Raw genomic sequence first — 25,453 nt, forward strand, 5'->3', positions numbered from 1 at the left:
GGCGATATCAGAGCACGCCGATATAGGCGCCGAATGGCTCCAGATCGATGTCGCCGTCGATGAAGGAGGCGATGACGCCGGGGCATTCGGCGTTGCTGGGCGACAGGTCTGCGGGGACGGCGAATTCGGCGCCGGTTTCGCCCATGTTGAAGACGCAGAGCAGGCGTTCACCCTCGTGCTCGCGGATGAAGGCGAGGACGTTGCCGGTGGCTTCGAGCAATTGGATATCGCCCTTGATCAGCGCTGAATGGGTGTGGCGGAAGGCCAGCAGGGCACGGTAAAATTCCAGCACCGAGCCATCGACGTCGTGCTGGGTATCGACGGCGTGCAGCAGGTGTTCTGCCGGCACCGGCAGCCAAGTGCGGTTCGCAGTGGAGAAAGCGCCGTTGGCGGCATGGGCCTGCCAGACCATGGGGGTGCGGCAGCCATCTCGACCCTTGAATTCGGGCCAGAATTCGATGCCGTAGGGATCGACCAGGTCGGCAAAGGACAGCTCGGCTTCCTTGAGGCCAAGCTCTTCGCCCTGATAGAGACAGACCGAGCCGCGCATGGCGAGGATCAGCGTGGCGGCGAGGCGGGTGAAGGCGGCCTCCTGCCCGTGGGCGGCCCAGCGGCTGACATGGCGAACCACGTCATGGTTGGAAAAGGCGAGGCAAATCCAGCCATCGGGCGCACCGGCTTCAGTGGCAGCAATGGATTTCTTGAAATGATCGGCGGAGAATTCGCCGCCCAGATAGTCGAAGGTATAGGCCATGTGCAGCCGGTCATCGCCCGCGGTATATTGGGCCATGACTTCGAGCTGGTGCTGACTGTCGCCGATTTCGCCGACGGCCGTGGTGCCCGGATATTCGTCCATCATCGTGCGCAGGCGCTTGAGGAAATCGAGGTTTTCCGGGCGGGACTTGTCGAACAGGTGTTCCTGAAAATTGTAGGGGTTCACCGCCGGGGCGGTCGAGGCATTGAAGTCTTCGGGCTTGACCACGGGGTTGGATTCGAGGCCGGTGGAGTGGAAATAAAAGTTCACCGTGTCGAGCCGGAAGCCATCGACGCCGCGCTCGAGCCAGAAGCGCATGTCGCCGAGCAATGCGTCTTGAACCTCGGGATTGTGGAAGTTTAGGTCGGGCTGGGAAACCAGGAAATTGTGCATGTAGTATTGCATGCGCCGGCTGTCCCACTGCCAGGCCGAACCGCCAAAGATCGAGAGCCAGTTATTGGGTGGCGTGCCATCGGGCTTGGGGTCGGCCCACACATACCAGTCGGAGCGGGCATTGGTGCGGTTCTGGCGGCTTTCGGCGAACCAGGCATGCTTGTCGGAGGAGTGGCTGATGACCTGGTCGATGATGACCTTGAGGCCCAGCGAATGGGCCTTCTGCACCAGACGGTCGAAATCTTCGAGCGTGCCGAAGCTGGGGTCGATGCCGCGATAATCGGAAACGTCGTAGCCGAAATCCTTCATCGGCGAAGTGAACACCGGCGACAGCCAGATGGCGTCTACGCCGAGATCGGCGACGTAATCGAGCCGACTGGTGATGCCGACAAGATCGCCGACGCCGTCGCCATTCTGGTCCTGGAAGGAGCGCGGATAAATCTGGTAGATCACCGCGCCGCGCCACCAGTCGCGGTCCATAGCAGTTTCGTCCGACGTTTTCGGCTCAGTCATCAGCGACGTGGCGGTCATTCTAGACTCCGGACGTTCAACAAGCGAATCATTGGTCAGCTAGCGCCGTGGCACTTCTTGTATTTGAGGCCCGAGCCACAGGGGCACGGGTCGTTTCGGCCGACCGATTCCACGCGGACAGGCACGGCTGCCGAGGCAACGACATGGGCGCGGTAGAGGTTGCCGGCGAGTTCGGGAATGAGGCCGGGCGCATCGGCGGCGAGCTTTAGCGCACCGGCATCATCGGGCGGTTCGGACGCCATGCCGATGTCCAGCAGGTCCATCAGCAGGAAAGCGGATTCCTGGGCGATCGACTCCTGCTTGCGCTTCAACAGCTTTTCCCACGCCGCCAGGCGCATGGCCATGGCGCGTTCGAAACCGGCCAGCCAGATTTCCCACAGGACGGTTTCGTCCTCGTTGTCGTCGATTTCATACAGCGGCTGATAGCGGTCGACGGCCAGTTCGGCGGCGATCTCGGCGTGACGTGCGCTGATCAGGTCGTTCAAAACCGCAAAATCGTCGCCGTTGGGCAAAGCCTCGGGCAGCAGGTCGGCGAAGATGGCGGGCAGCCACTCTTCCGGCGCGATCGGCTCAGGCGAGATCAAGACGCCGGCGAGATAGCCATCCAGCTCGCCCACCAGCATGACTCCCTCGTCGTCGATGGCCGACAGCATGGCCTCGAGTTCATGAAGGGGGCCGGTCAATTCTTCGGTCTGCATGGGTAACTCCGTGTCACCACATGAAACGCCAGAGGCAGAGTAAAAAAGCAAGCCTTGTCAGCGCGTGTTGTGAAGCAAGCCCTGGAAAGCGCGATAGCTGGATTTGGGCGTGCGCTTTTGTGTGGCGTAGTCGACATGGACGATGCCGAAGCGCTTGTTATAGCCCTCGGCCCACTCAAAATTGTCGAGGAGCGACCAGGCGAAATAGCCGCGGACATCGGCGCCCTGCTCACGTGCGGCGAGCACTGCCTTGAGGTGGTCGTCATAGTATTTGACCCGGCGCGGATCGTCGTTGCCCTCGACTTCGGCCATGCCGTTCTCGGTCACGTAGAGCGGGATTTTGGTATAGTCGCTGGAGACGCGGACCAGCAGGTCGCTGAGGCCCTTTGGATATATTTCCCAGCCGATATCGGTCTTTTCCAGCGGTCCCTTGACCTGTTCGATGGGCGCACCGGCTTCGGTTCCGGCCTTGTAGATGCCGCGCGTATAGTAGTTGATGCCGAGCCAATCGAGCGGCCGCGACACGACTTCCATGTCGTTCTGGTAGCCCTTGGGCAGGTTGTCGCCGAGCCAGTTGGTGACTTCCTCGGGGTATTGGCCCTTGAGCACGCCGCCGAGGTACCAGCGGTTGAAGATGCCGTCGCCCATGCTCATGGCGGCGAGGTCTTCCGGCTTGTCAGATGCGGCTTCGGACTTTTCGAGATTGAGCACGATGCCGAGGTTTTTGGCACCATTGGCGCGCAGGGCGTCGATGGCGGTGCCGTGGGCGTAGAGGACGTGGTGCATGGCGCGGGCGGCGGCGCGGATGTCGCGATAGCCGGGAGCGTGGATGCCGAGGTAATGGCTGAGGAAGGCGACGCACCAAGGCTCGTTGATGGTGGCAGTGGCAGTAAGGCGATCGCCGAAGTTTTCGGCCACCAGCGCCGCGTAGTCACCAAACCAGCCGGCGATGTCGCGGTTCATCCAGCCGCCCTTGTCCTGCAGGGACGAAGGCAGATCCCAATGATACAGCGTGGCATAGGGCTTGATGCCGCGTTCGAGCATGCCGTCGATCAGGCGGTCGTAGAAATCGAGACCGGCCTGGTTGACGGCGCCGGTGCCCTCGGGGATCAGGCGCGGCCAGGCAAAGGAGAAGCGATAGGCGTCAAAGCCACCGTCGCGGATCAGGTCGAGATCCTGTGGCCAGAGTTCAAAATGATTGCAGGCATTGATGCCGGTATCGCCGTTATGGACATTGCCCGGCGTCGCCGAAAAACTGTCCCATATCGAAGGGCCGCGACCATGGCCCTGCCCGCCTTCGATCTGATAGGCAGCGGTGGCCACGCCGAAGGTAAAATTGGGGCCGAAATCCTTGCGGTCGATCGAGAACATGGATGCTCCTCTGGCCGGCATTTGCCGTTGTTATTAGCCAGATAGCGCAGCCTGAATTGTTATGCAATCGATTGCGGTGGAGAGATGCTAGCGCGAAAGCTGTGGCGAATTTTGCAGGATGCGTTGCGCAATGGCCCGGAAAGACTGGGCCTCGGGGCCATTGGGAGAGACGGCGACGGGCGGTCGACCGGCGTCTGAGCCTTCACGGATCGAGATGACCAGGGGGACGGCGCCGAGGAAGGGAACACCGAGGTCTGCCGCTGCCCGTTCGGCGCCGCCGCTGCCGAAGATGTCGTAGCGGGCGCCGGTGTCGGGAGCGATGAAATAGCTCATGTTTTCAACAAGGCCGAGGATTGGGACGCCGAAGCGGGGCAGCATGTCGATGGCCTTCTTGGCATCGATCAGGGCCAGGTCCTGGGGTGTGGAGACAATGACCACACCATCGACTTCGGCCTGCTGGAACAGGGAAATATGGATATCGCCGGTGCCGGGTGGCAGGTCGATGACCAGGATATCGAGTTGGCCCCAAGCGGTTTCGCGCAGCAGTTGGCGCAGGGCGGAGGTGGCCATCGGACCGCGCCAGACTACGGCCTGATCCTTGACCAGCATGGAGCCGATCGACATGGCCTTGAGGCCGTAAGCCTCGTGCGGCGTGAACATGCCATCGTCGCGAATGGCCGGCTGGCCCTCAAGGCCGAGCAGCTTGGGGATGGAGGGGCCGTAGAGATCGGCGTCGAGAATGCCGACCTTGAGGCCCTCGGCCTGCAGCGCCAGCGCGATATTGACGGCGGTGGTGGACTTGCCAACGCCGCCCTTGCCGGAGCCGACGGCGATGATGTGCTTGATGCCAGGCACGGCTGTTTTACCCGCAGGGACGGGCTTGCCGTGCGAGAAGGTGGGCCCGGACTTCGGTGGGGCCTTGCCGCCGGTCAGCGAGACCATGACCTTGCGGGTACCGACCAGCTTTTGCACGACGGCGGCGGCCTGTTCGCGGGCCGGGCCGAATGCGGTCTCCATGCCGGGCGCGACGGCGATGGCGAAGGCGACGGCACCGGGGGTGACGATGATATCGGACAGGCCGGCATAGCCAGACAGTTCCCCGCCGCCGGGAATTTCTACGGCTGCCAGAGCGGACTTGATGGCGGCGGCGAGTTCGGTATCGGCCATGGATTTTGGCGGACGCGATCAGCGCCACACTCCAATGTCATTCCAGAAAAGGCAGCAATTCACACTTGGAACCTAGTGGCTCCCGTCACCCCACCCTCAATCCCTCCCCATTCAGGGGAGGGAGGCGCCAGCCCTGCGGTCAGTGTTCATAGTCTCCTTCCCCCTTGTGGGGAGGGATCAAGGGTGGGTGTCGTTTAGCCCCGATGTAAGCCGCAAACTACGCCACGATGACATCGCGTTTGCGGAGATAGTTGGCCTTAAAGGATCGACTGGCCGGTGGCTTTCCAGTCCTTGAGGAAACCTTCGATGCCGGCGTTGGTCAGCGGATGGTTGGCCAGCTTGCGGATCACGTCGGGCGGGATGGTGGCAACATCGGAGCCGGCCAGCGCAACCTGGGTGACGTGGTTGGCCGAGCGGATCGAGGCTGCCAGGATCTGGGTTTCGAAGCCGTAGTTGTCATAGATGGTGCGGATGTTTTCGATCAGTTCGACGCCATCGAGATTAATGTCATCGAGGCGACCGAGGAAGGGCGAGATGTAGGTCGCGCCGACCTTGGCAGCCAGCAGCGCCTGATTGGCCGAAAAGCACAGCGTGACGTTGGTGTGGATGCCCTTTTCGGAGAAATACTTGGTTGCCTTGAGGCCATTGAGAGTCAGCGGCAGCTTGACCACGACGTTGTCGGCGATCTTGGCGAGGTGCTCGCCTTCGGCAACCATGCCGTCATATTCAAGCGAGGCGACTTCGGCCGAAACCGGGCCTGGAACCAGCGCGCAGATTTCGGCGATGACTTCCTTGAAGTCGCGGCCAGACTTGGCGATCAGCGACGGATTGGTGGTGACGCCATCGAGGAGACCGGTCTCATAGAGCTCCTTGATGTCCTTGATTTCTGCGGTATCGACGAAGAACTTCATGATTTCCTCCAGAGTGCCCGTTAGGCAAAAGATGTAGCACGGCAAAGGCTTGCCGCAAGGTCAACGGCTGAACTATTTGATCGCAGCCAGCAGCGCGTCCGCCAGATCGCCGATGCGATCTTCCGGGATTCCCGCGACGTTGATGCGACTATCGCCAATCATATAGACCCCGTTCTCGGCTTTAAGATGTTCGACCACGGAATTTTCGAGGCCGAGCAGCGAGAACATGCCGCGATGGGAGGCGATGAAGTCGAAATCCTCGGAATTAGACTTGCTGCGGATCGCCTCGCTCAGCTTTTCGCGCAGGCGGATCATGCGGTTGCGCATGGCGTTTAGCTCGGCTTCCCATTCGGCGCGCAGCGCGGGGTCTTCGAGGATGGTGCGGATGATTTCGGCACCATGATCGGGCGGTTGGCTGTAGGAGCCGCGGATAATATTGAGCAGTTGCGACTGGGTCACGTCTGCCTCGGCGGCATCCTTGGCGATCAGGATGGCGGCGCCGATGCGTTCGCGATAGAGGCCGAAATTCTTGGAGCCGGAGAAGGCGACCAGCGCTTCGGGAACCGAGGCGATGACCCTGCGGGTGCCATAGGCGTCTTCGAGCAAGCCATCGCCAAAGCCGAGATAGGCCAAGTCGATGAAGGGCAAAGCGCCAGTGCGGGCGAGGCTGGCGGCGACCTTATCCCATTGATCGGGCGACAGATTTGCGCCGGTCGGGTTATGGCAGCAGCCGTGCAGCAGGACGACGTCGTCCTTGGTCAGGCCATCGAGCGCGGCCAGCATGGCGTCGAATTTGACGCCGCGGGTGACGGTGTCGAAATAGGGATAGGTCTTGACCACGAGACCGGAATTTTCGGCGATCGGGTTGTGGTTGGGCCAGGTCGGATCGGAGACCCAGACGGTGGCGCCGGGGCGGGCGCGGTTGATCAGTTGCATCAGCACCCAGAGCGAGCCTGTGCCGCCCGGAGCCTGGGCGACGCGGACGCGGGAGCGGTCGACGCTATCGGCCAGAGCGAGGTCGAGCACGGCGGCGCCATAGCCCTTGTTGCCGGCTATCCCCAAGTAGGTCTTGGTCTTTTCACTGTCGAGAATGCGCTGCTCGGCCTTGCGGACGGCGGTCATCACGGCGGTGACGCCCTTTTCGTCTTTGTAGACGCCCACGCCAAGGTCGATCTTGGTGGGGCGCGGGTCAGCCGCGTATTCGCCCATCAGCGCCAGGATCTTGTCGCCGGGGGCCTTGGTCAGGGTCTCGAACATGATGGGAGTGTGTTCCGTGGGAATGCGGGGTTGTTATAGGCGGCGGAAGTAATTTTGCAATTGGCAAAAAGTCAGCGGTTGACGCCGGCTTTTTCCAGTTCGGCGATCAATTGCGGAATGATTTCAAAGAGATCGCCGATCAAAGCGACGTCGGCGAGCTTGACCAGGGGGGCTTCGGGATCGCTGTTTATGGCGACGATCTTTTTGGCGCCCTGGATGCCGGCGAGGTGTTGGAGGGCGCCGGAAATGCCGATGGCGATGTATAAATCAGGGGCGATGATCTTGCCGGTCTGCCCGACCTGCCAGTCATTGGGGGCGTAGCCAGCATCGACGGCGGCGCGGGTGGCGCCGATGGCGGCTCCGAGCTTTTTGGCGAGTTGTTCGATGAGCTTGAAGTTTTCGGAGTAACCGAGCGCGACGCCGCCGCCGACCACGATCTGGGCGGTGGCGAGGTCGGGTGTGTTGCTCTCGGTGCGGTGCTGGGCGATCAGTTTGGCAGCGGAAATTACTGGCACATCAATGGCTTCGATGGGTGAATCGTTGCCACCGGCAGCGGCGCGGAAGGCCGAGGCGCGGATGGTCAGGATGTGCTGGGGCTGGTTGTCGGTGACGGTTTGCAGCGCGTTACCTGCATAGATCGGACGCGTGAAACGGGTTGGGCCTAGAATCCCGACAATATCGGTGACCGGCATCAGGTCGAGACGGGCGGCTAGCCTGGGCATACGGTCTTTGCCAACGCTGCCCGCCGACTGCACCAGATAGGTGTAGCGCGGTGCTAACGTTTCTATCACCTGAACGTCACCATCTGCGGTTCCGGCTGAGTGAGCGACAATGACCTTGGTAACGCCGGCTAGCTTCGCGGCTTCAGCGGCGACGGCGGTGGTGTCCTGGCCCAGCACGAGAACCTCGATCGGGCCGAGTTCGGCGACGGCGTGAATGACGCGGGCGGTGGCGGGCGAGAGGACGCCGAGGTCGTGATCGGCGATGATCAGCGTGCTCATTACAGCGCCTCCATCTGCGAAATTTCGGACGCGATGTAGGCGGCGAGCTCGGATGTCGAGCCGACGGTCTTTCCTGCCATACGTTCGGCGGGTGGGGATATCTTTTCGATAATTAAGCGCGGGGCGAGGCCGACGCCGAATTCCGCGGCGGGGCGAACGGCCAATGGCTTGGAGCGGGCCTTCATCACCATCGGCAGTGCGGCATTGCGCGGGGTGTTGAGGCGGAGGTCGGCGGTGACGATGGCGGGAAGTGGAATGCTGACGGTCTCGGTGCCGCTATCGACTTCGCGGGTGACTTCGAGCGACTGGCCGACGAGTTTGATGACGGAGGCGAAGGTGGCCTGCGGGCGGTTGGTGAGGGCAGCAAGCATCTGGCCGACGTGATTGCTGTCATCGTCGACGGCCTGCTTGCCGAGCAGCACGAGATCGGGACTTTCTTCGGCGACAACCTTGGCCAGCAGTTTAGCGATGGCGAGGGTTTCGAGTTCGGCGTCGGTCTCGATCAGGATGCCGCGATGGGCACCCATGGCGAGAGCGGTGAGAATGACGTCGTTGGCCGCCTTGGGACCGATGGAGACAATGACGATTTCGTCCCCCTGCCCGGCTTCGGACAGTTGCACCGCAGCTTCGACGGCGTGCTTGCAGAACGGGTTCATTGACATGCGGACGCCAGAGGTCTCGACGCCCGTTCCATCGGGGCGAACCCTGATGCGGACGTTGTGATCGACGACGCGCTTGATGGCGACGAGGATTTTCATGGAGCACCTCCGGCAAGTTGGCGGTGTCATGACAAAATTGCTGGATACGGGCAAGCCGCGCCGGGGAAAATATGAGCCAGTTGCGTCCGGTTTGTTGGAAAAGGGTACCGGGCGGCAGACGTGCGACAATGGTCGCAATGCTGTGTTAGAGTTGACGGCATGGATTGGGACAGCGACACTGACCCAGAATTGACTGCTTCGGATCCTTTTATGCCCGTAATCAACCGTATTGCCGAGTTTCACGACGAGATCGCCGCATGGCGACAGGATTTCCACGCCCATCCGGAAATTCTCTATGAGGTAGTGCGGACCGCCGGCGTGGTGGAGCAGAAGCTCCGGGAATTCGGCGTCGACGAGATTGTGACCGGCGTCGGGCGGACCGGTGTTGTCGGCATCATCAACGGCCGGACCAACACTAGTGGGCGCACTATTGCGCTACGTGCCGACATGGATGCGCTGCCGGTGACCGAGAAGACCGGCAGGGATTATGCCTCGACGGTGCCAGGCAAGATGCATGCGTGCGGCCATGACGGGCACACTGCGATGCTGCTCGGCGCGGCGAAGTATCTTGCCGAGACGCGCAATTTCGATGGACGGATCGCGCTGATCTTCCAGCCTGCAGAAGAAGGCGGTGCCGGTGGCAAGGCGATGCTGAACGATGGGCTGGTCGAGAAGTTCGGTATCGACGAGTTTTACGGCATGCACAACTGGCCGGGCATGCCGGCTGGGCATTTCGGCATTCGTGCCGGCGGCATCATGGCGGCAACAGACCGGTTTTATATCGACATTATCGGCCAGGGCGGCCATGCGGCGCGGCCGCAGACGACGGTGGATCCGATCGTGGTCGCTGCCAACATGATTGTCGGCATGCAGTCAATCGTGTCGCGCAATGTGGACCCGCTGGCCAATGCGGTGCTGTCGGTGACCATGGTGGAGGCTGGTGAAGCCGACAATGTCATCTCGCGCACGGCCAAGATCACCGGCACGGTGCGGACGCTGGCGCTGGATGTGCAGGACCTGATCGAGCAGCGGCTGGTGGAGTTCGTGCCGCAGTTTGCCAGGAGCTTTGGCGCCGAAGCGACGGTGCGTTATGCGCGGGGTTACCCGGTGACGGTCAACTCGCCCGAGCAAACTGATTTCGCCGCCGAGGTTGCCCGAGACGTGGTGGGGACTGAGCGAGTGGACGCCGACGCGCCACCTTCGATGGGTGGCGAGGATTTTTCCTTCATGCTGGAAGAGCGTCCAGGGGCGTATATTTTCCTCGGCAATGGCAACAGCTCGGAGCTGCATACGGACACGTATGATTTCAATGACGAGGTTATTCCGGTGGGGGTGACCTATTGGGTAAGGTTGGCGGAGAAGGCTCTCCCTGTGGGGTGACGCCGGGGACTCTGCGTTTGTGACCACCCCCTCCCTTCCCTCCCCTCGAGGGGGGAGGGTGAGATTGAGTTCGTTGCGCGTTTTGATCACTACTAGCTAATTGGTATGCCCACCATTTCCTCCCTCCTCCCCGTATTCCTGACCCTTGCCATATCTGCGGCTGGTGGTGGCGTTGCCACGCTGCTTGGGTTGCCGGCGGGGTGGCTGATGGGCGGGGCGGTGGCGGTGACTGTCGCAGCGATGGCGGGGTTGCCGATCCGCATGCCGAACTGGTTGCGGGACGTTTCGTTTCTGTCGATCGGCATGTCGATGGGCGCGTCAGTGGCGCCGGATAGCCTGCAGTTGATCACCAGTTGGCCGATCAGCATCGCCGCGCTGATGCTTGAGCTGGTGCTGATTGTTTCCCTGACCGGCTGGATGCTGGTGAAAGTGTTCAAGCTCGATCCGGGAACCGCATATCTCAGCTCGTTTCCGGGGCATCTGTCGTTTGTGCTCGGCATAGCTGCGGCCGGAGTGGGCGACCCGAGGCAGATTGTGATCATCCAGGTGATCAGGCTGCTGATGCTGACGATCTGCGTGCCGATTGGGGCCATGTTCATGCCGATCGGGATAAAGGTGGTTTCGCTGGACGCGGTTGCGGTTCTGGAATGGTGGCAGATTGGGTTGCTCGCGGCGGCCTGCATCATTGGTGGATTGATCTTCGTGCGGCTTAAGGTGCCCGCCGCCTTCGTGCTAGGCCCGATGGCGGTCGCGACCGTCGCCAAGCTGGCGGGCCTCTATGTCGGGTCGATGCCGTCGCCGCTGACTGCGATTACCTTCGTGTTGACCGGAGCGCTCATTGGCTCGCGCTTTGCAGGGTTGGAGCGCCGGGAATTCCTAAGAGCGGCCAAGGGTGGTTTGATTGCCACAGCAATGACCGTGGGGATCGTCACCGCCATTGCCTATGGCCTCAGCTTTATGGTGGACATGCCGTTCGGCCAGTTATGGCTGGGGCTGTCTCCCGGTGCGCTGGAAGGCATGGGCGCACTGGGGATTGCGCTGGGCTATGACACTGCCTTTATCGCTGCCCACCATGTGATCCGCCTGCTGGTGCTGAGTTTCGCCATTCCCATGGTGGTGGTGTTTATCCGGCGGCGCGAAGCCGCCACATTTGCCCGGCAAAACAGGCTAGAACCACAGGATATCGATAAATGAGCAAACCTCTTGCCTTCAGCCTCATCGGCTTGGCCCTGATGGCGGCACCAGCCGTGGCAGCGCCAATCTGTTCGGGCAGCTTTGCGCTCGACCGCGATTTGTATTCAGAAACCGATCTTACCAACTATTATTATGACATTTTGCGCAGCAACGGCGTTGATGTCAGCCGTGCTGAAATCTGGGGCGGCTGCGTCCGTGCCTTTGTTCGGCAGCCCGATGGCACCGAACAGATGCAGTTTTTCGAACCGCTCGGCCTGCGCCGCGTAGAATAGCGCCGGCTTAGATCAGACGGCGGGTGGAATGGGGAGCAGTGCTCCCCATTGATGTTTTATGCCGCGCGAAGGTCGACCGGACGCCCGGCCGGCACTGGCACGAAGGCGTAGCCACTGGCGCCGAGGGTCAGGGCGATACCGTCTAGATCGGCGTTTTGCGACACGGCTTCGAGGGTTGTGCCATCGAGCAGACCCGTCACGGTTAGCGACTGGGGCTCGGCAGAAAGATTGAAAACGCAAAGCAGGCCGTCATTGCCTTCGAGACGGGTGAAGGCCAACACCGGCTCTGCGGCCTTGAGAAAAGCGATCTCGCCGGTCTGCAGGCAAGGATGCTGCTTCCGCCAGGCCAGCGCGGCGCGATAAAAGGCTAGCGTCGAGCTTTCATCGGCATTCTGGCTGGCAACATTGAGCGCCGACTGGGCAGGCTTGACCGGCAGCCAGGGGGTGCCCGTGGTGAAGCCATTGGGTGCCTCGCCCGCATCCCAAGGCATTGGCGTGCGGCAGCCATCGCGGCCCTTGTCTTCGGGCCAGAAGCGGATGCCGCGCGGATCGGTCAGTTCCTCGAACAACAGATCGGTTTCCGGCAGGCCGAGTTCCTCGCCCTGGTAGAGGCAGACCGAGCCCTTGAGCGACAGCACCAAAGCCGCAGACTGGCGCGCCAATTCGGCAGGCGACTGACTGTGCTTGGCCCAGCGAGTCATGTGGCGCGGCACGTCGTGGTTGGAAAAACTCCAGCACGGCCAGCCATCGGGCCCGACCTTGAAAAAGGTCTCGATGCGCTCGCGGAAATGCGTTGCGGTGAAGTCATTGCCCAGGAAATCGAAGCCGTAGCACATGTGCAGCGTGTCGCCGCCAGAGGTGTATTCGGCCATCAGTTGCACAGATTGGTGGCTATCGCCGACCTCGCCGACCGACGCGGCGCCGGGATATTCGTTGAGCAGCGTACGGACGCGCTTGAGGAAATCGACATTTTCCGGCTGGCTCTTGGAATATTTGTGCTCCTGCATGTCATAGGGATTGACCGCATAGGGCAAATGTTCCGGCAACTTATTGGGCGGATTGGAGCGCAGCTTCTTGTCGTGGAAATAGTAGTTCACGGTGTCGAGGCGGAAGCCATCGATGCCGCGCTCGAGCCAGAAGCGCATGACATCGAGGACACCCTGCTGCACATTGAGATTGTGGAAATTGAGGTCCGGCTGCGAGGCCAGGAAATTGTGCAAATAGTATTGCCCGCGCGTCGGGTTCCATTCCCAGGCGCGGCCGCCGAACACAGCCGGCCAGTTATTGGGCGGCGAGCCATCGGGCAAGGGATCGGCCCAGACATACCAGTCAGCCTTGGCATTGGTGCGGTTGAGGCGCGATTCCTGGAACCAGGGGTGCAGGTCCGAGGTATGGCTGACCACCTGGTCCATGATGACCTTGAGATTGCGGGCATGAGCCTGTTCGACGAGGCTGTCGAAATCATGCAGCGAGCCGAACAGCGGATCGACGTCGCGATAATCGGAAACGTCGTAGCCCATGTCGGCCTGGGGCGAACGGGTTATGGGCGAGAGCCAGATGCAATCGACGCCGAGGCCGGCAATGTGGTCGAGCCGGCGAATAATGCCCGGCAGATCGCCGACGCCATCGCCGTTGCTGTCCTGAAACGACCGCGGATAGACCTGATAGATCACCCCGCCACGCCACCATTCCGTCATGCTCGTCTCCCTGCTGCTCAGCCCGTCAAGTCCGGACGGACTCTGCGTTTCCCACGTGAAGGTAGCGGTTCGGTTGCCCGGATGGAATCGCCCAATGCCGCAGGAGGGCATTGCGAGAAAGGCAAGACGATGACGGGGGTAGGACGAAGGAAGAATACCCCCACCTCGCCTCCCCCTGAAAAGGGAATCTGATCGGGTTTTCGGCACAATCTTCGAAAATCACCGGCCAAGTTCCTCCCCCTCATCAGGGGGAGGTTAGGTGGGGGTACCCGCTTATTTCTTGGCTTTCACCTTCGTCAGATTAAACGCGATCGCCCGGCCGATCAGCGCCTGCAGGGCGGCCGCGTCCACGTCGTCGCCTTCGTGGATGTCGATGGCTTTCCAGACCTTGCCGTTGCAGTTGTTGAACAGCTTGTCGGGGTCATCGAGCGCGGCGCCGTGGGAGAAGGTGAGCTTGACCTTGTCCTTGTGAGCATTGCCAACGGCGATGACGCCGCTGCGTTCCCAGACGGGGCTGCCCATGTATTTCCACTGCTCGACCATGGCTGGATCGGCGGCGAGGAAAGCCTTGCGGACCTTGGCCAAGATGGGGCCGCGCCAGTCGGTCAGCGCGGCTATGTAATCGTCGATCTGCTCGGAGGGGGTCATGCTCAGACCACGGCGCTGATCAGCGGCTCGCCGGCGAAATGTGCCTCAAGATTGGCGACCAGTAACGCGCCCATGGCGTCGCGGGTCTGGTGGGTGGCGCTGCCCTGATGCGGTGAGAGCACGACATTATCGAGGGCGAAGAAGGCTTCGGGGACTTGGGGTTCATTTTCGAAGACGTCGAGCGCGGCGCCGCCGAGGCCGCCATTTTGCAGCAGTTCGAGCAAGGCCGGTTCATCGACCAGCGTGCCGCGGGCGACGTTGACCAGCATGCCCTTGGGGCCGAGGGCGGTCAGGACTTCACGCGAGACGATGCGATCGGTGCCCTTGCCGCCGGGGGCGATGATGACGAGGCAATCGCTATCGCGCGCCATATCGACGAGGTTGTCGTAGAAGATATGTGGCTCGGACGGCTGGCGCTTGCGGCCGTGATAGACGACACGCATTTTCATGGCCTGGGCGCGGATGGCGATTTCCTTGCCGATGCGGCCAAGGCCGAGAATGCCAACGGTCTTGCCGGTGAGTTCTGTGAACAGGCCGATATTGCCACTTGGCCACTTGCCCTGGCGGACAAACTGATCGCCTTGCGGAATGCGGCGGGCGAGGGAAATCATCAGGCCGACGGTAAGCTCGGCGACGGCGTCGTTGAGGACGTTGGGCGTATTGGTGACGCGGATGTTGCGCGCCTTGGCGGCCTTGGTATCGATATTGTCGTAGCCGACGCCAAAGCTGGCAATGATTTCGAGATTGGGCAGGCCATCCATTAGATCGGCCTGCACGCCGGAGCCGGCATGGGCGCGAACGCGGGCGCCATTTTCGGCCAGCCAGGCATTGGGATTGGCCTGCTCGTGCAGCATGTGGACGGTGTAGCGCTCGGCGAGAGCGGCTTCACAGCTCGCGAGGAGCCTGCCGGTCTGCAGGATTTCGATGGTCATGGATATTCCTGTCATGGCAGTTTGGTCGGACAGCCGGAGTGTTCGTGCCATTCGGGCACAGCCCTCATGGCCTTCTTACCTAAAATCGCTCCACTGGAGCGATTTTCCTGCGGCCGGCTCGAAGTCTGCAGGATTTCGATGGTCATGGATATTCCTGTCATGGCAGCTTGGTCGGACAGCCGGAGTGTTCGTGCCATTCGGGCACAGCCCTCATGGCCTTCTTACCTAAAATCGCTCCACTGGAGCGATTTTCCTGCGGCCGGCTCGAAGTCTGCAGGATTTCGATGGTCATGAGGTTTTCCCGTTTGCGCATAGCTTAGCTGCGGGGGCGAGCATCGCAACCCCGGGGGTGGACGGCACCGAATAAAAGTGTAGCAATGTGAAGGCGATGGGCTGAGCCGTATTTCCTTCGGAGCATAATGGGCGACACAACGCCGTTTGACGAAATGTACAATCCGGACGGCAGCGTCCGTGAACCCTATCGGGCGCTTGCGGCATGGCTGGAGGAGCAGCCGGACAAGGCGCTGACGCTGATGCAGTCGGACGCCGAGGCTATTTTCCGCAAGCTGGGCATCACCTTCGCCGTCTATGGGTCGGACGAGGGCACCGAAAAGGTCATCCCTTTCGACGTTATCCCCCGCATCATAGCGGCGCAAGAATGGCGCAAGCTGAGCAAGGGCATCGAGCAGCGGGTCAAGGCGCTTAACGCGTTCCTCTATGACATCTACCACCGCCAGGACATCCTGAAGGCCGGGCGGATTCCGGAAAAGCTGATCCTGCAGAACTCGGCCTTTGCACCGGAAATGATGGGACTGGAGCCGGCCAAGGGCGTCTATGCGCATATCATCGGCGTCGATATCGTGCGGGTCGGTGCCGACGAATTTTATGTGTTGGAAGACAACCTGCGCACGCCATCGGGTGTCAGCTATATGCTGGAAGACCGCGAGGCGATGATGATGCTGGCGCCGGACCTGTTCCAGCGCCAGAAGGTCGCGCCGGTCGAGAATTATCCGGAAAACCTGCGGCGGACGCTGGAAAGCGTGGCGCCGGCTGGAGCTGGCTCGTCGCCCAATATCGTGGTGCTGACGCCGGGCATCTATAACTCGGCCTATTTCGAGCATTCTTTCCTCGCCGACCAGATGGGCGCGACGCTGTGCGAGGGGCCGGACCTGTTCGTCGATGGCGGCAAGGTCTACATGCGGACCACGACCGGGCCCGAGCGGGTCGACGTGATCTATCGGCGCATCGATGACGAATATATCGACCCGCTGACGTTCAGGCCGGATTCCATGCTGGGCGTGCCGGGGCTATTCAACGCCTATCGGGCAGGCAATGTGACCCTCGTGAACGCGCCGGGAACGGGCATTGCCGACGACAAGGCGGTCTATACCTATGTGCCGGAAATCATCGAGTTCTACCTCGGCGAAAAGGCGCTGCTGCAGAATGTGCCGACCTATAATTGCACCGACGAGGAGCAGCGCAACTGGGTGCTGGCCAATATCGCCGATTTGGTGGTCAAGGAAGTGCATGGTTCGGGCGGCTACGGCATGATGGTGGGTCCGACCTCGACCAAGGCCATGCATGCCGAATTCCGCAAGAAGATCGAAGCGCGGCCGGACAATTATATTGTGCAGCCGACGCTGGCGCTCAGCACCTGCCCGACTTACGTCAATGCCGGGATTGCGCCGCGACACGTCGATCTGCGGCCCTATGTGCTGATGGGCGACGAGGTGCGGATCACGCCGGGCGGGCTGACTCGCGTGGCACTGAAGAAGGGCTCGCTGGTGGTCAATTCGAGCCAGGGCGGCGGCACCAAGGATACATGGGTGCTGGAAGATTGATGATGATTTCATACCTGCATAGCGCCCAAACTCCCCCCTCCCCGGCCCTCCCCTCGAGGGGGAGGGTGCGCATCGGTGATTTTGAACAGATCGTGGCTGAGACACTGAACGGCACCTCCCCCCTCGAGGGGGAGGCTGGGAGGGGCGGCGGTTTGCCCTCGATCCAGCCATGACAATGCTGGGGCGCACTGCACAAAACCTTTATTGGCTCAGCCGCTATGTCGAGCGGGCCGAAAACATGGCGCGACTGCTTGAGGTGGGCTATCGGATGAGCCTGACCAGCCGGCGGGAGGGCGGCTCTTCGGAGCATCTGATGAGCATGCTGCAGGCGGCGGAAATGGACGAGGACTTCGCCAAGAAGGACCGCCCTGCCGATGTCGATACAGTCGCCCATTTCATGATGTTCGATCCGACCAACCCCAGCTCGGTGTTCAACTGCATCCAGGCGGCGCGTACCAATGCGCGCACTGTGCGCACGGCCATCACCGGCGACATGTGGGAAACGCTAAACGGCGCCTGGCTGAGCTTTAGCCAGATCAAGCCGCGTGACGTGCGCGGGGCGAAGCTGCTCGAGCTGCTGGAATGGGTGAAGCACCTGAGCCACGAATTCCGGGGGGCGCTGCTCGGCACTATTTTGCGGGACGATGGTTTTTCGTTTTTGCAGGCGGGCAATTTCGTCGAGCGGGCGGACAATACCGCGCGCATTCTCGACATGAAATACTACGTGCTGCTGCCGCGCGCCAAGATGGTGGGCGGCGATCTCGACATCCAGCAGTGGTCGCTGATCCTGCGGGCGGCTTCGGCACATCGCAGCTATCGCCATGTCTATCATGACCGCTACAAGGCCCATAACATTGCCGATTTCCTGATGTTGCGAGCCGAAATGCCGCGCTCGCTGATCTACTGTGCCCGTTTTATCGAGGCGCAGGTGGACACGCTGGCCGGGTTTTACGGCGGCAAGGGAGAGTGCAACGAAGCGGCAGCCTCATTGCGATCTATGGTCGAAGGCACGACGATGGAGACAATTTTCGCGCAGGGTCTGCACGAGTTCCTGACCGAGTTCATCGCGCGTAATAACCGCGTGTCGAACTCGCTGTCGGAGAGTTATAATTTTTATTGAGGCCGACGTGTCCGCTGACGGCGGCGCAGAACACGAGTAGCCAGAGATGCGTATTTCCATTCGCCACCAGATGAGCGTGACGCCGCCGGCGGGTTCGGCGCATGCGGTGCTGCAACTGCTGCTGACGCCGACCAGCGGCGCGACGCAGAAGATCGTCAGTTGGAACGTGGAGATGGCGGGGATCGGCGAAGCCGCACAGTTCAAGGACGCGTTTGGCAACACGGCGCATCTGGTCAACCAGATCAAGCCGGAGGGCGAACTTTTGGTGACCGTTACCGGCGTGGTGGAAACCACCGACCGGCACGGAGTGATTGGCCGGCCGGGCGGCGAGCCGGTGCCAGCGCTGTACCGGCGCAATACACCGCTGACCAAGGCATCGGTGACGCTTTACGGCAAGTTCCGCAATTCCAAAGACAGCCGGCTGGATGTGCTGCATGCCTTGATGGCGCGGGTCGGCGAACTGCTCGACGGGCCTGCCGCCGAAGGGCAGAGCCAGAGCCAGACGCAAAATGGGCAATCGCAAAGCCAGTCACAGGGACAGAGGCCGGCAGAGGCTGTGTTGGTGCCACACGAGGGTGTGGAGCATCAGGAGGCCGCGGCGAAGCTGCCCCGGCCACCCGCTACCGACTATGCGCATGCCTTTATCGGCGCGGCGCGGGCGCTCGGCATTCCGGCGCGTTATGTGACTGGATATCTGCTGGGCGACGAGGACGAGGCGTCGTGCTTCCATGTCTGGGCGGAGGCTTTTGACGAGGGGCTCGGCTGGATAGGGTTCGATCCGATGCTGCAGCTTTGCCCGACCGACCGGCACGTACGGCTCGCTGCCGGGCTGGATGCGCTATCGGCCACGCCGCTGCGCGCGGTCCCGGCAGGTGATGGAACGATCGAGGTCAGCCTGAGCGTTACGGTCGAGTAGTTTTTCGTCTCGCTTTTTTGGGTAGATCGAGAAAACCGCCCCGACAGAGCAACACTTAGCCATTGTACTAAGTGTTCGGATTTGATCCTTAGCTGTATGGCACAGTATCAACAGCTCGATGGCATTTTTCAGGCATTGGCCGATCCGACGCGGCGCGCGGTGATTGGGCGGCTGGGGCGCGGGCCCGCCAGCGTGGGGGAGCTTGCCAAGCCGTTCGAGATGGCCCTGCCCTCGTTCATTAAACACATTCATATGCTCGAAGAGAGCGGGCTGATCCGCACCAGCAAGCTGGGCCGGGTTCGCACTTGTACGATCGAGGCGCAAAGGCTGGCGGCGGTTGGCGGATGGCTCGATGAACAGAGGGCGATCTGGGAGAGCCGGACGGACCGGCTGGAGCAGTTCGTCACCAGCAAGGAGGAGAAACGGAAATGACGCTCGATCCGCTACGCGACCTCGAAATCACCCGCATCATCAAGGCGCCACGGCAGGCAGTGCCGCCAGTCTGGCAGGGCATGTGATGGCGGTCATCCAAGGCATGTCCACCCTGGCCCGAGATGGGGCAGGACGCGATAAGCTGCTTGGCATCGCCAGGATGGCTATGGCTGGCTGGCCGCCTGCAGCTTAGCGATTGGGCTACAGGCGGAGGACAGAATGCCGTGGCCTACATATCCACTAGCGGTAAGAACCCGCCATAGATGGTTCGCTTGCCGTCCCAGACGTCGGGGTTTGGGGCCATCCGCGGATCCTTCATCAGTACGCCCCAAGCAGTGTCGTGTATTTCTTTTGAAGGCCATTCGATGAACGAGAAGCTGATGGTCTCTCCATCCTGGCAGTCCACGGCCCGCTGAAAGTCGGTGGTTTTACCGGGGGGCACATCGTCGCCCCAACCGTCCAGCACGCGCAATGCACCATGCTCGATCAGCAGCGGCGCCTGTTGTTCAGACAGGGTTCTGAAGGCTTCCTTATTCGCCAGCGGAACCGGCGAAATCATGCCGTCGACATAGCCGGGCTTCCCATTGCGCCCGGTGTCGTGCAGCGTTTCGAAGCCTCCATAAATCATGCGCTTGGCATCGAATGGCATTTCGCCCATCGCCGCCATATCGGGATCGTCCATCATGGTCTTGGCGGCCTGTTGCCGCGTTGCGCGGTCGGGGTATTCGACCCATGAAAAGACTGGCACTTCGCCATCTTCAAGCTTGGTGGCACGATAGAAGTCGGTTTGTTCACCATGGGGTACGTCATCGCACCAATTTTCGACCAGTCTGGTTGCGCCCAAGCTCTCGAAATAACCGGCCGCCTTGCTGGCTTGCTCGCGGTATTTTTCCTTGTTGCCGGCTGGCACTGCAAGCACGAAACCCTCGATATATGACATGGATCGTCTCCGCTGAATTTCCGTTCTAACCACACGACGAACGGGACAATGCGGTATCGACACGGGCGGCGCAATTTTTTAGCAAGCTTGTCGCCCGGTCGAAGCCGCCAGTATCCCACCGGAGGTTGCCTGGCTCAGAGGCTGAGCAAATACAGCCACGCTGAAATCGTCAAAGCCGACATCACCGTGGCGATGAGGATGGTGTTGGCGGCGACGCTGGTGCCGCGATTGTAGTAGGTGGCGAAGACATAGACGTTGACGCCGGCGGGCATGGCCGAAAGCAGGATGCCGTAGCGAGCGATGTCCATGGGGACATGCAGCACCCAGATCATCAGCACATAGGCGATGGCGGGGTGGATGATCAGCTTGATCAGCGAGGCGACCAGCGCCTGCTTCCAATTGTCGGACAGCTTGAATTCATAGAGCGCGCCGCCGATGCCGAACAGGGCGGCGGGGACGACGGCGGAGCTCATCATGACGAGGAAGGCCTCGGCCGGTTCGATCAATTGCAGGCCGGAAAAGTATCCGACCATGCCGGCGATAATGCCCCAGATCAGCGGATTGGACAGCACGCGGCGGGCGGCGACGATCAGCGTCTTGCCGAGCGGCTGGCCGTCGCGCTTAACCAGTTCCATGGTGACCATGCCGATAGTGAGCAGGATGGCGCCATGCAGGCCGATGATCGACAACGTGACCGGCAACGCTTCGGGGCCATAGGCGCGGGACATGATGGGCAGGCCGACGAGGACCGTATTGGTGAAGGTGCCGGAAAACCCGACCGAGACGCCCTCGCCCGGGGTGTTCTTGAAAATGCGGATAGCGATGACGATGCCGATGGCGAAGCAGATCAGCGCGCCGAGATAGAACGGTCCGATGATCGACAGATTGAAGGCCGAACGTAAATCGGATGTCACAAGGGAGTGAAACAGCAGGCACGGCGTGGCAAAGTTGTTCACGAAGGCGATCAGGCTCTTGATGCCTTCCTGCGGGAACAGGCGAAAGCGGACGGCCGAATAGCCGAGCGCCATCAGCGCGAAAATGGGCGCGATGATAGTGACAATGGCAAGCATGCCGGGATTCCGGAACCAGAAGGGATGTGTTGCCGTAACCCTTTGCCCCGGAGGGGTCAATCATCACCTTGTATGGTAGATTTGATATGCGGGCGCACCGCTATAACGAAACCAAATAACTTTCAAAACGAAATTGAACCGCGTATAAACGAAACTAACAAGGAGCGAGCATGGCGGATAGCGAGAGCGTCGACATTTTTGTCATCGGCGGCGGCATCAATGGCGCGAGCGTGGCGCGGGACGCGGTTGGGCGCGGCTATACGGTGGCGCTGGCGGAGATGAACGATCTCGCGTCGGGCACGTCGTCGGCGGCGACCAAGCTGGTGCATGGCGGCTTGCGCTATCTTGAGCATTACGAATTCCGGCTGGTTCATGAAGCGCTGGCCGAGCGCGAAGTGTTGTGGGCGGAAGCGCCGCATATTATCAAGGCGTTGCGCTTCGTGCTGCCGCATCACAAGGGGCTACGGCCCGCGGTGGTGCTGCGGGCGGGCCTCGCCATGTATGACTATATGGGCGGACGGAGGCTGCTGCCGCCGACCAAGACGCTTGACCTGACCAAGCACGAGTCCGGCAAGCCGCTGAAGCCGGGCTATCGGCTGGGGTTCGAATATTCGGACTGCTGGGTGGACGACGCGCGCTTCGTGGTGCTCAACGTGCGCGACGCCGCGGACAAGGGCGCAGCGGTGCATGTGCGCACCAAGGTGACCAGCGTGCGTCGCGATGCTGGCGGCTGGACGGTTGAACTCGACGGCGAGGATGGACGGCAGACGGTGCATGCCAGACTGGTGGTCAACGCCGCCGGGCCGTGGGTCGATGATGTGATCACCGGCGCGATGGGCAAGAACGGCGCGCATAATGTGCGGCTGGTCAAGGGCAGCCATATCGTGGTGCGGAAACTCTATGAGCACGACCGCTGCTACATGTTCCAGAATGCCGATGGGCGCGTGATTTTCGCCATACCCTATGAGGACGACTTCACGCTGATCGGCACTACTGACGAGGATTATGAAGGCGACCCCAGTGATGTCAAAATCTCCGACAAGGAGACGGCTTACCTGCTGAGCGCGGCGAGCGAGTATTTCGCCAAGCCAGTGACCCGGGACCAGATCCACTGGACCTATTCGGGCGTACGGCCGCTGTTCGACGATGGGGCCAGTGCGGCACAGGAAGCGACGCGGGACTATGTGCTGAAGGTAGACGGCAATGCGGCGACGGGCGCGGCGATCAATGTGTTTGGCGGCAAGCTGACCACATCGCGGCGGCTGGCCGAGTCGGTGCTCGAAAAGATCGAGGACGTGCTAGGCAAGAAGGGCGCGCCCTGGACCAAGACCAGCCGTTTGCCGGGTGGCGATTTTGAGCCACTGGCGTTTGACGCCGAAGTGCGGCGATTGGGGATGGAGTATCCGGGGCTGCCGGCGACGATGGTGCGGCGGTTGCTGCGGCTGTATGGCACGCGGGCGCGGGTGTTGCTTGGAACGGCGCAGTCGGTGGACGATCTCGGGCAGCATTTCGGCTGGGACCTGTATGCAGCCGAGGTGGATTACCTGGTTGCCAATGAATGGGCGCGGACGGCACAAGATGTGCTGTGGCGGCGGACCAAGGTCGGCCTGCGGGTAAGCAAGGAAGAGGTTGCGGCGCTGGAAGCGTATCTGGCGGGCAAGGGGCTTTGAAGCATAAGTCGACACCCTCCCCCTTGAGGGGAGGGATCAAGGGAGGGGGTATCTGTTCACGCAGATTGGACTCGTGGAGAGATACCCCCTCCCGGCTCGATGACGGACCTGGCAAGCGCTAAGTCCTATCTCGCTTTCCCTCCCCTCAACGGGGAGGGTGGTCGACTGAGAGACCGGTGAACGGTTCTGGGAGGATGCATGACTTACATTCTGGCGATCGATCAGGGGACGACGTCGAGCCGGGCGATCGTATTTGGCAAGGACCGGACGATTGCCGGGGTGGGGCAGAAGGAATTTACCCAGCATTTTCCGCAGGATGGCTGGGTGGAGCATGACCCGGAGGAAATCTGGGACTCGGTCGTTTGGGCGGTGAAAAAGGCGATCAAGGACGCTGGAATCGAGGCTTCGGAGATTGCTGCCATCGGCATTACCAACCAGCGCGAGACGACGCTGATCTGGGACCGAACGACCGGCAAGGCGATCCATAATGCCATCGTGTGGCAGGACCGGCGGACGGCTGCCTATTGCGCCAAGCTCAAGAAGGCCGGCCACGAGAAACTGGTGACCAAAAAGACCGGATTGCTGCTCGACCCGTATTTCAGCGGCACCAAGGTCAGGTGGTTGCTGGACAATGTGAAGGGTGCGCGGAAGCGGGCCGAGGCGGGCGAGTTGGCGTTCGGGACGGTGGATTCGTTCCTGATCTGGCGGCTGACCGGCGGCAAGAGCCATGTGACCGACGCAACCAATGCCGGACGTACGCTGCTGTTCGATATCGGCAAGAACGCCTGGGACAAGGGGTTGCTGGCGCTGTTCGACGTGCCGGCGGCACTGCTGCCCGAGGTCAAGGATTGCGCGGACGATTTCGGGGTGACTGAGGCTGGGTGGTTCGGAGCGGAAATTCCGATCCTCGGCGTCGCCGGGGATCAGCATGCGGCGACTATCGGGCAGGCGTGTTTCCAGCCGGGCATGCTGAAGTCGACCTATGGGACGGGGTGTTTTGCGCTGCTCAACACCGGCGCCGACATGGTGCGCAGCAAGAACCGGCTGCTGACGACGATCGCCTATCGGCTGGACGGCAAGACGACTTATGCGCTCGAAGGCTCGATCTTTGTTGCCGGGGCCGCGGTGCAGTGGATCCGCGATGGGCTGAAACTGGTCAAGCATGCCAGCGAGACCGGACCCCTGGCCGAGAGCGCCGATCCGAGCCAAAATGTCTATATGGTGCCAGCCTTTGTGGGACTTGGCGCACCGTGGTGGGACGCCGAGGCGCGCGGTGCGATCTATGGGCTGACGCGCAATTCGGGGCCGGCGGAGATCGCCAAGGCGGCGCTGGAGGCGGTATGTTACCAGACCCGCGACCTGCTGGAAGCGATGCGCAAGGACTGGAAAGGCGGCGGCGACACGGTGCTGCGCGTCGATGGCGGCATGGTAGCGTCGGACTGGACCATGCAGTTCTTGGCCGATGTGCTCGATGCGCCGGTTGACCGGCCGGTGATCCTTGAAACCACGGCTCTGGGCGCGGCGTGGCTCGGGGGAGCGCGGGCGGGGGTGTGGCCGGGCATGGCTGAATTTGCCAGCAGCTGGGCGAGGGATGCGCAGTTCAAGCCGAAGATGGACGCAGCCGAGAGGAAGCGGAAGATCAAGGGCTGGGATGCGGCGGTGCGGCGGACGCTGACGGTTTAGGGGGCTGTTGCCGGATCGGTATAGCCGACCTCGTGGTTCGACGGGCTCACCATGAGGTCTACGGAACCGCTGATGCTCGTGACGAGTGGCCCTCGGGTCGAGCCCGAGGGAGAAAGAGTCCTTGTTAGGGCACCCCCACCTAGCCTCCCCCTGATGAGGGGGAGGAATCCGATCGAGTCTTTGGCACAATTTCTGTCAACCACCGGCCAGATTCCCCCCTTTTTCAGGAGGAGGTTAGGTGGGGGTATGCTTGCTCGCTACCTTTGCGCACTGCCCTCGCTCGTTACCCTAACTTCCTAGTCCCCACCCTACCCGCGCCAGGCGTCAAAGCTGCCGCCGGCTATCATGGCCCAGTAGAGTTTGCCACCGGTGCCGCGTGAGACGGCGAGGCCGAATTCGGTGAAGCGGTTGCTGAGGAGCGTGCCGCGGTGGCCGGAGGAGTCCATCCAGCCCTGGATCACGGCCGGCAAACTGGTGTAGCCCTTGCCGACGTTTTCGCCGACGGCGCCGAGATAGCCGGCCGTGGTGACACGCTGGCGCAGGGTAACGCCGAGGTCGTGGCTCATGGTGTTTTTCTGGGCCATCAGGCGGGCTTGCGAGCGAGCGGCGTCTTCGAGTTGGGAATTGTAGCTCCATTGCGGCGCGCCGTTTGCTTTGCGGACGGCATTGATGGCGCTGAGGATCTCGGCGTCACTCAGGCTTTCGGGCGTACTGGAAGCCGATTTTGGCAGCACCGGAATGGTGGTGGAGCAGGCCGCGACGGCAGCGGCGGCGCCCAGGATGATGAAGCCGCGGCGGGTGGTGGAGAGCATCGGGG

The 25,453-nt window shown here is 61.6% G+C and carries 25 protein-coding genes; 9 read left to right on the forward strand and 16 right to left on the reverse strand.

Annotated features, from left to right (window positions below):
• Nucleotides 1–7: 7 nt before the first annotated feature.
• The 8 genes from bglA to WH91_RS09235 form a co-directional block, all read right to left on the reverse strand.
• The gene (gene bglA / locus WH91_RS09200; protein WP_074797307.1) at nt 8–1,678 is read right to left on the reverse strand and encodes a beta-galactosidase BglA; all 1,671 of its coding nucleotides are present in this window, start codon (nt 1,676–1,678) and stop codon (nt 8–10) included.
• A gap of 35 nt (nt 1,679–1,713) precedes the next feature.
• Complete coding sequence (locus WH91_RS09205) at nt 1,714–2,376, reverse strand: UPF0149 family protein (protein ID WP_046170702.1); 663 nt, start codon at nt 2,374–2,376, stop codon at nt 1,714–1,716.
• 57 nt (nt 2,377–2,433) lie between these two features.
• Nucleotides 2,434–3,747, reverse strand: a complete 1,314-nt coding sequence (locus tag WH91_RS09210) for a GH1 family beta-glucosidase (protein WP_046170703.1) — start codon at nt 3,745–3,747, stop codon at nt 2,434–2,436.
• Nucleotides 3,748–3,834: 87 nt separating this feature from the next.
• Complete coding sequence (locus WH91_RS09215; RefSeq protein ID WP_046170704.1) at nt 3,835–4,914, reverse strand: Mrp/NBP35 family ATP-binding protein; 1,080 nt, start codon at nt 4,912–4,914, stop codon at nt 3,835–3,837.
• Nucleotides 4,915–5,171: 257 nt separating this feature from the next.
• Nucleotides 5,172–5,825 (reverse strand): fructose-6-phosphate aldolase, encoded by a 654-nt coding sequence (fsa, locus tag WH91_RS09220; protein WP_046170705.1) that lies wholly within the window; start codon nt 5,823–5,825, stop codon nt 5,172–5,174.
• Nucleotides 5,826–5,897: 72 nt separating this feature from the next.
• Entirely contained in the window at nt 5,898–7,082 is a 1,185-nt protein-coding gene (locus tag WH91_RS09225; RefSeq protein WP_046170706.1) for an amino acid aminotransferase, read from the reverse strand.
• A 71-nt stretch (nt 7,083–7,153) separates the two neighbouring features.
• Nucleotides 7,154–8,083, reverse strand: coding sequence for an electron transfer flavoprotein subunit alpha/FixB family protein (locus WH91_RS09230; RefSeq protein ID WP_046170707.1), 930 nt, complete (start codon nt 8,081–8,083; stop codon nt 7,154–7,156).
• A complete protein-coding gene (locus WH91_RS09235) occupies nt 8,083–8,841 on the reverse strand; it encodes an electron transfer flavoprotein subunit beta/FixA family protein (protein ID WP_046170708.1) in 759 nt (252 codons plus the stop codon). Before WH91_RS09235 ends, WH91_RS09230 begins: the two co-directional genes overlap by 1 nt.
• Before the next feature lie 210 nt (nt 8,842–9,051).
• On the opposite strand from WH91_RS09235, the gene WH91_RS09240 reads away from it, so the two are divergent.
• From WH91_RS09240 to WH91_RS09250, 3 genes are all read left to right on the forward strand, one after another.
• Nucleotides 9,052–10,221, forward strand: a complete 1,170-nt coding sequence (locus tag WH91_RS09240; RefSeq protein ID WP_046170870.1) for a M20 aminoacylase family protein — start codon at nt 9,052–9,054, stop codon at nt 10,219–10,221.
• Nucleotides 10,222–10,326: 105 nt separating this feature from the next.
• The gene (locus tag WH91_RS09245; RefSeq protein ID WP_046170709.1) at nt 10,327–11,415 is read left to right on the forward strand and encodes an AbrB family transcriptional regulator; all 1,089 of its coding nucleotides are present in this window, start codon (nt 10,327–10,329) and stop codon (nt 11,413–11,415) included.
• On the forward strand, nt 11,412–11,687 hold the full coding sequence (locus WH91_RS09250) for a hypothetical protein (RefSeq protein ID WP_046170710.1): 276 nt from the start codon (nt 11,412–11,414) through the stop codon (nt 11,685–11,687). The genes WH91_RS09245 and WH91_RS09250 overlap by 4 nt, the downstream gene beginning before the upstream one ends.
• Before the next feature lie 56 nt (nt 11,688–11,743).
• Here WH91_RS09250 and WH91_RS09255 read toward each other — a convergent pair whose 3' ends face one another.
• The 5 genes from WH91_RS09255 to WH91_RS25775 all read right to left on the reverse strand — a co-directional run bounded on the left by WH91_RS09255 (nt 11,744) and on the right by WH91_RS25775 (nt 15,256).
• Entirely contained in the window at nt 11,744–13,384 is a 1,641-nt protein-coding gene (locus tag WH91_RS09255; protein ID WP_046170711.1) for an alpha-glucosidase family protein, read from the reverse strand.
• 273 nt (nt 13,385–13,657) lie between these two features.
• Entirely contained in the window at nt 13,658–14,032 is a 375-nt protein-coding gene (locus WH91_RS09260; RefSeq protein WP_046170712.1) for a DUF1801 domain-containing protein, read from the reverse strand.
• Between the two features lie 2 nt (nt 14,033–14,034).
• Entirely contained in the window at nt 14,035–14,964 is a 930-nt protein-coding gene (locus tag WH91_RS09265; protein ID WP_046170713.1) for a 2-hydroxyacid dehydrogenase, read from the reverse strand.
• Between the two features lie 11 nt (nt 14,965–14,975).
• A complete protein-coding gene (locus WH91_RS25770; protein ID WP_280140227.1) occupies nt 14,976–15,110 on the reverse strand; it encodes a hypothetical protein in 135 nt (44 codons plus the stop codon).
• An 11-nt stretch (nt 15,111–15,121) separates the two neighbouring features.
• Entirely contained in the window at nt 15,122–15,256 is a 135-nt protein-coding gene (locus WH91_RS25775; protein ID WP_280140227.1) for a hypothetical protein, read from the reverse strand.
• A 127-nt stretch (nt 15,257–15,383) separates the two neighbouring features.
• On the opposite strand from WH91_RS25775, the gene WH91_RS09270 reads away from it, so the two are divergent.
• From WH91_RS09270 to WH91_RS09290, 4 genes are all read left to right on the forward strand, one after another.
• Nucleotides 15,384–16,805: a circularly permuted type 2 ATP-grasp protein gene (locus WH91_RS09270; protein WP_046170714.1), complete on the forward strand. Its 1,422-nt coding sequence runs from the start codon at nt 15,384–15,386 to the stop codon at nt 16,803–16,805.
• 169 nt (nt 16,806–16,974) lie between these two features.
• Nucleotides 16,975–17,925: an alpha-E domain-containing protein gene (locus tag WH91_RS09275; RefSeq protein WP_244542320.1), complete on the forward strand. Its 951-nt coding sequence runs from the start codon at nt 16,975–16,977 to the stop codon at nt 17,923–17,925.
• Nucleotides 17,926–17,971: 46 nt separating this feature from the next.
• Complete coding sequence (locus WH91_RS09285; RefSeq protein ID WP_052952707.1) at nt 17,972–18,841, forward strand: transglutaminase domain-containing protein; 870 nt, start codon at nt 17,972–17,974, stop codon at nt 18,839–18,841.
• A gap of 96 nt (nt 18,842–18,937) precedes the next feature.
• Nucleotides 18,938–19,273 carry an ArsR/SmtB family transcription factor gene (locus WH91_RS09290; protein ID WP_046170718.1) on the forward strand — a complete coding sequence of 112 codons (336 nt, stop codon included), beginning with the start codon at nt 18,938–18,940 and terminating at the stop codon, nt 19,271–19,273.
• Between the two features lie 229 nt (nt 19,274–19,502).
• Here the strand turns inward: WH91_RS09290 and WH91_RS09295 are convergent, their stop codons facing one another.
• Complete coding sequence (locus WH91_RS09295) at nt 19,503–20,213, reverse strand: DUF1428 domain-containing protein (RefSeq protein ID WP_046170719.1); 711 nt, start codon at nt 20,211–20,213, stop codon at nt 19,503–19,505.
• Nucleotides 20,214–20,347: 134 nt separating this feature from the next.
• Complete coding sequence (locus tag WH91_RS09300; protein ID WP_046170720.1) at nt 20,348–21,283, reverse strand: AEC family transporter; 936 nt, start codon at nt 21,281–21,283, stop codon at nt 20,348–20,350.
• A gap of 170 nt (nt 21,284–21,453) precedes the next feature.
• Between WH91_RS09300 and glpD the strand changes: the two genes are divergently transcribed.
• Nucleotides 21,454–22,953 (forward strand): glycerol-3-phosphate dehydrogenase, encoded by a 1,500-nt coding sequence (gene glpD, locus WH91_RS09305; RefSeq protein WP_046170721.1) that lies wholly within the window; start codon nt 21,454–21,456, stop codon nt 22,951–22,953.
• Nucleotides 22,954–23,139: 186 nt separating this feature from the next.
• Complete coding sequence (gene glpK / locus WH91_RS09310; RefSeq protein ID WP_046170722.1) at nt 23,140–24,636, forward strand: glycerol kinase GlpK; 1,497 nt, start codon at nt 23,140–23,142, stop codon at nt 24,634–24,636.
• 308 nt (nt 24,637–24,944) lie between these two features.
• Here the strand turns inward: glpK and WH91_RS09315 are convergent, their stop codons facing one another.
• Nucleotides 24,945–25,448 carry a CAP domain-containing protein gene (locus WH91_RS09315; RefSeq protein ID WP_158409541.1) on the reverse strand — a complete coding sequence of 168 codons (504 nt, stop codon included), beginning with the start codon at nt 25,446–25,448 and terminating at the stop codon, nt 24,945–24,947.
• Between the last annotated feature and the right edge of the window lie 5 nt (nt 25,449–25,453).

This window comes from Devosia psychrophila (assembly GCF_000971275.1).
Taxonomy (GTDB): Bacteria; Pseudomonadota; Alphaproteobacteria; order Rhizobiales; family Devosiaceae; genus Devosia; species Devosia psychrophila.

Bases quoted from the DNA above. Each gene is read 5' to 3' on its own strand.
- bglA (WP_074797307.1), bottom strand. From the start codon at position 1,678: ATGACCGCCACGTCGCTGATGACTGAGCCGAAAACGTCGGACGAAACT.
- WH91_RS09205 (WP_046170702.1), bottom strand. From the start codon at position 2,376: ATGCAGACCGAAGAATTGACCGGCCCCCTTCATGAACTCGAGGCCATG.
- WH91_RS09210 (WP_046170703.1), bottom strand. From the start codon at position 3,747: ATGTTCTCGATCGACCGCAAGGATTTCGGCCCCAATTTTACCTTCGGC.
- WH91_RS09215 (WP_046170704.1), bottom strand. From the start codon at position 4,914: ATGGCCGATACCGAACTCGCCGCCGCCATCAAGTCCGCTCTGGCAGCC.
- fsa (WP_046170705.1), bottom strand. From the start codon at position 5,825: ATGAAGTTCTTCGTCGATACCGCAGAAATCAAGGACATCAAGGAGCTC.
- WH91_RS09225 (WP_046170706.1), bottom strand. From the start codon at position 7,082: ATGTTCGAGACCCTGACCAAGGCCCCCGGCGACAAGATCCTGGCGCTG.
- WH91_RS09230 (WP_046170707.1), bottom strand. From the start codon at position 8,083: ATGAGCACGCTGATCATCGCCGATCACGACCTCGGCGTCCTCTCGCCC.
- WH91_RS09235 (WP_046170708.1), bottom strand. From the start codon at position 8,841: ATGAAAATCCTCGTCGCCATCAAGCGCGTCGTCGATCACAACGTCCGC.
- WH91_RS09240 (WP_046170870.1), top strand. From the start codon at position 9,052: ATGCCCGTAATCAACCGTATTGCCGAGTTTCACGACGAGATCGCCGCA.
- WH91_RS09245 (WP_046170709.1), top strand. From the start codon at position 10,327: ATGCCCACCATTTCCTCCCTCCTCCCCGTATTCCTGACCCTTGCCATA.
- WH91_RS09250 (WP_046170710.1), top strand. From the start codon at position 11,412: ATGAGCAAACCTCTTGCCTTCAGCCTCATCGGCTTGGCCCTGATGGCG.
- WH91_RS09255 (WP_046170711.1), bottom strand. From the start codon at position 13,384: ATGACGGAATGGTGGCGTGGCGGGGTGATCTATCAGGTCTATCCGCGG.
- WH91_RS09260 (WP_046170712.1), bottom strand. From the start codon at position 14,032: ATGACCCCCTCCGAGCAGATCGACGATTACATAGCCGCGCTGACCGAC.
- WH91_RS09265 (WP_046170713.1), bottom strand. From the start codon at position 14,964: ATGACCATCGAAATCCTGCAGACCGGCAGGCTCCTCGCGAGCTGTGAA.
- WH91_RS25770 (WP_280140227.1), bottom strand. From the start codon at position 15,110: ATGACCATCGAAATCCTGCAGACTTCGAGCCGGCCGCAGGAAAATCGC.
- WH91_RS25775 (WP_280140227.1), bottom strand. From the start codon at position 15,256: ATGACCATCGAAATCCTGCAGACTTCGAGCCGGCCGCAGGAAAATCGC.
- WH91_RS09270 (WP_046170714.1), top strand. From the start codon at position 15,384: ATGGGCGACACAACGCCGTTTGACGAAATGTACAATCCGGACGGCAGC.
- WH91_RS09275 (WP_244542320.1), top strand. From the start codon at position 16,975: ATGACAATGCTGGGGCGCACTGCACAAAACCTTTATTGGCTCAGCCGC.
- WH91_RS09285 (WP_052952707.1), top strand. From the start codon at position 17,972: ATGCGTATTTCCATTCGCCACCAGATGAGCGTGACGCCGCCGGCGGGT.
- WH91_RS09290 (WP_046170718.1), top strand. From the start codon at position 18,938: ATGGCACAGTATCAACAGCTCGATGGCATTTTTCAGGCATTGGCCGAT.
- WH91_RS09295 (WP_046170719.1), bottom strand. From the start codon at position 20,213: ATGTCATATATCGAGGGTTTCGTGCTTGCAGTGCCAGCCGGCAACAAG.
- WH91_RS09300 (WP_046170720.1), bottom strand. From the start codon at position 21,283: ATGCTTGCCATTGTCACTATCATCGCGCCCATTTTCGCGCTGATGGCG.
- glpD (WP_046170721.1), top strand. From the start codon at position 21,454: ATGGCGGATAGCGAGAGCGTCGACATTTTTGTCATCGGCGGCGGCATC.
- WH91_RS09315 (WP_158409541.1), bottom strand. From the start codon at position 25,448: ATGCTCTCCACCACCCGCCGCGGCTTCATCATCCTGGGCGCCGCCGCT.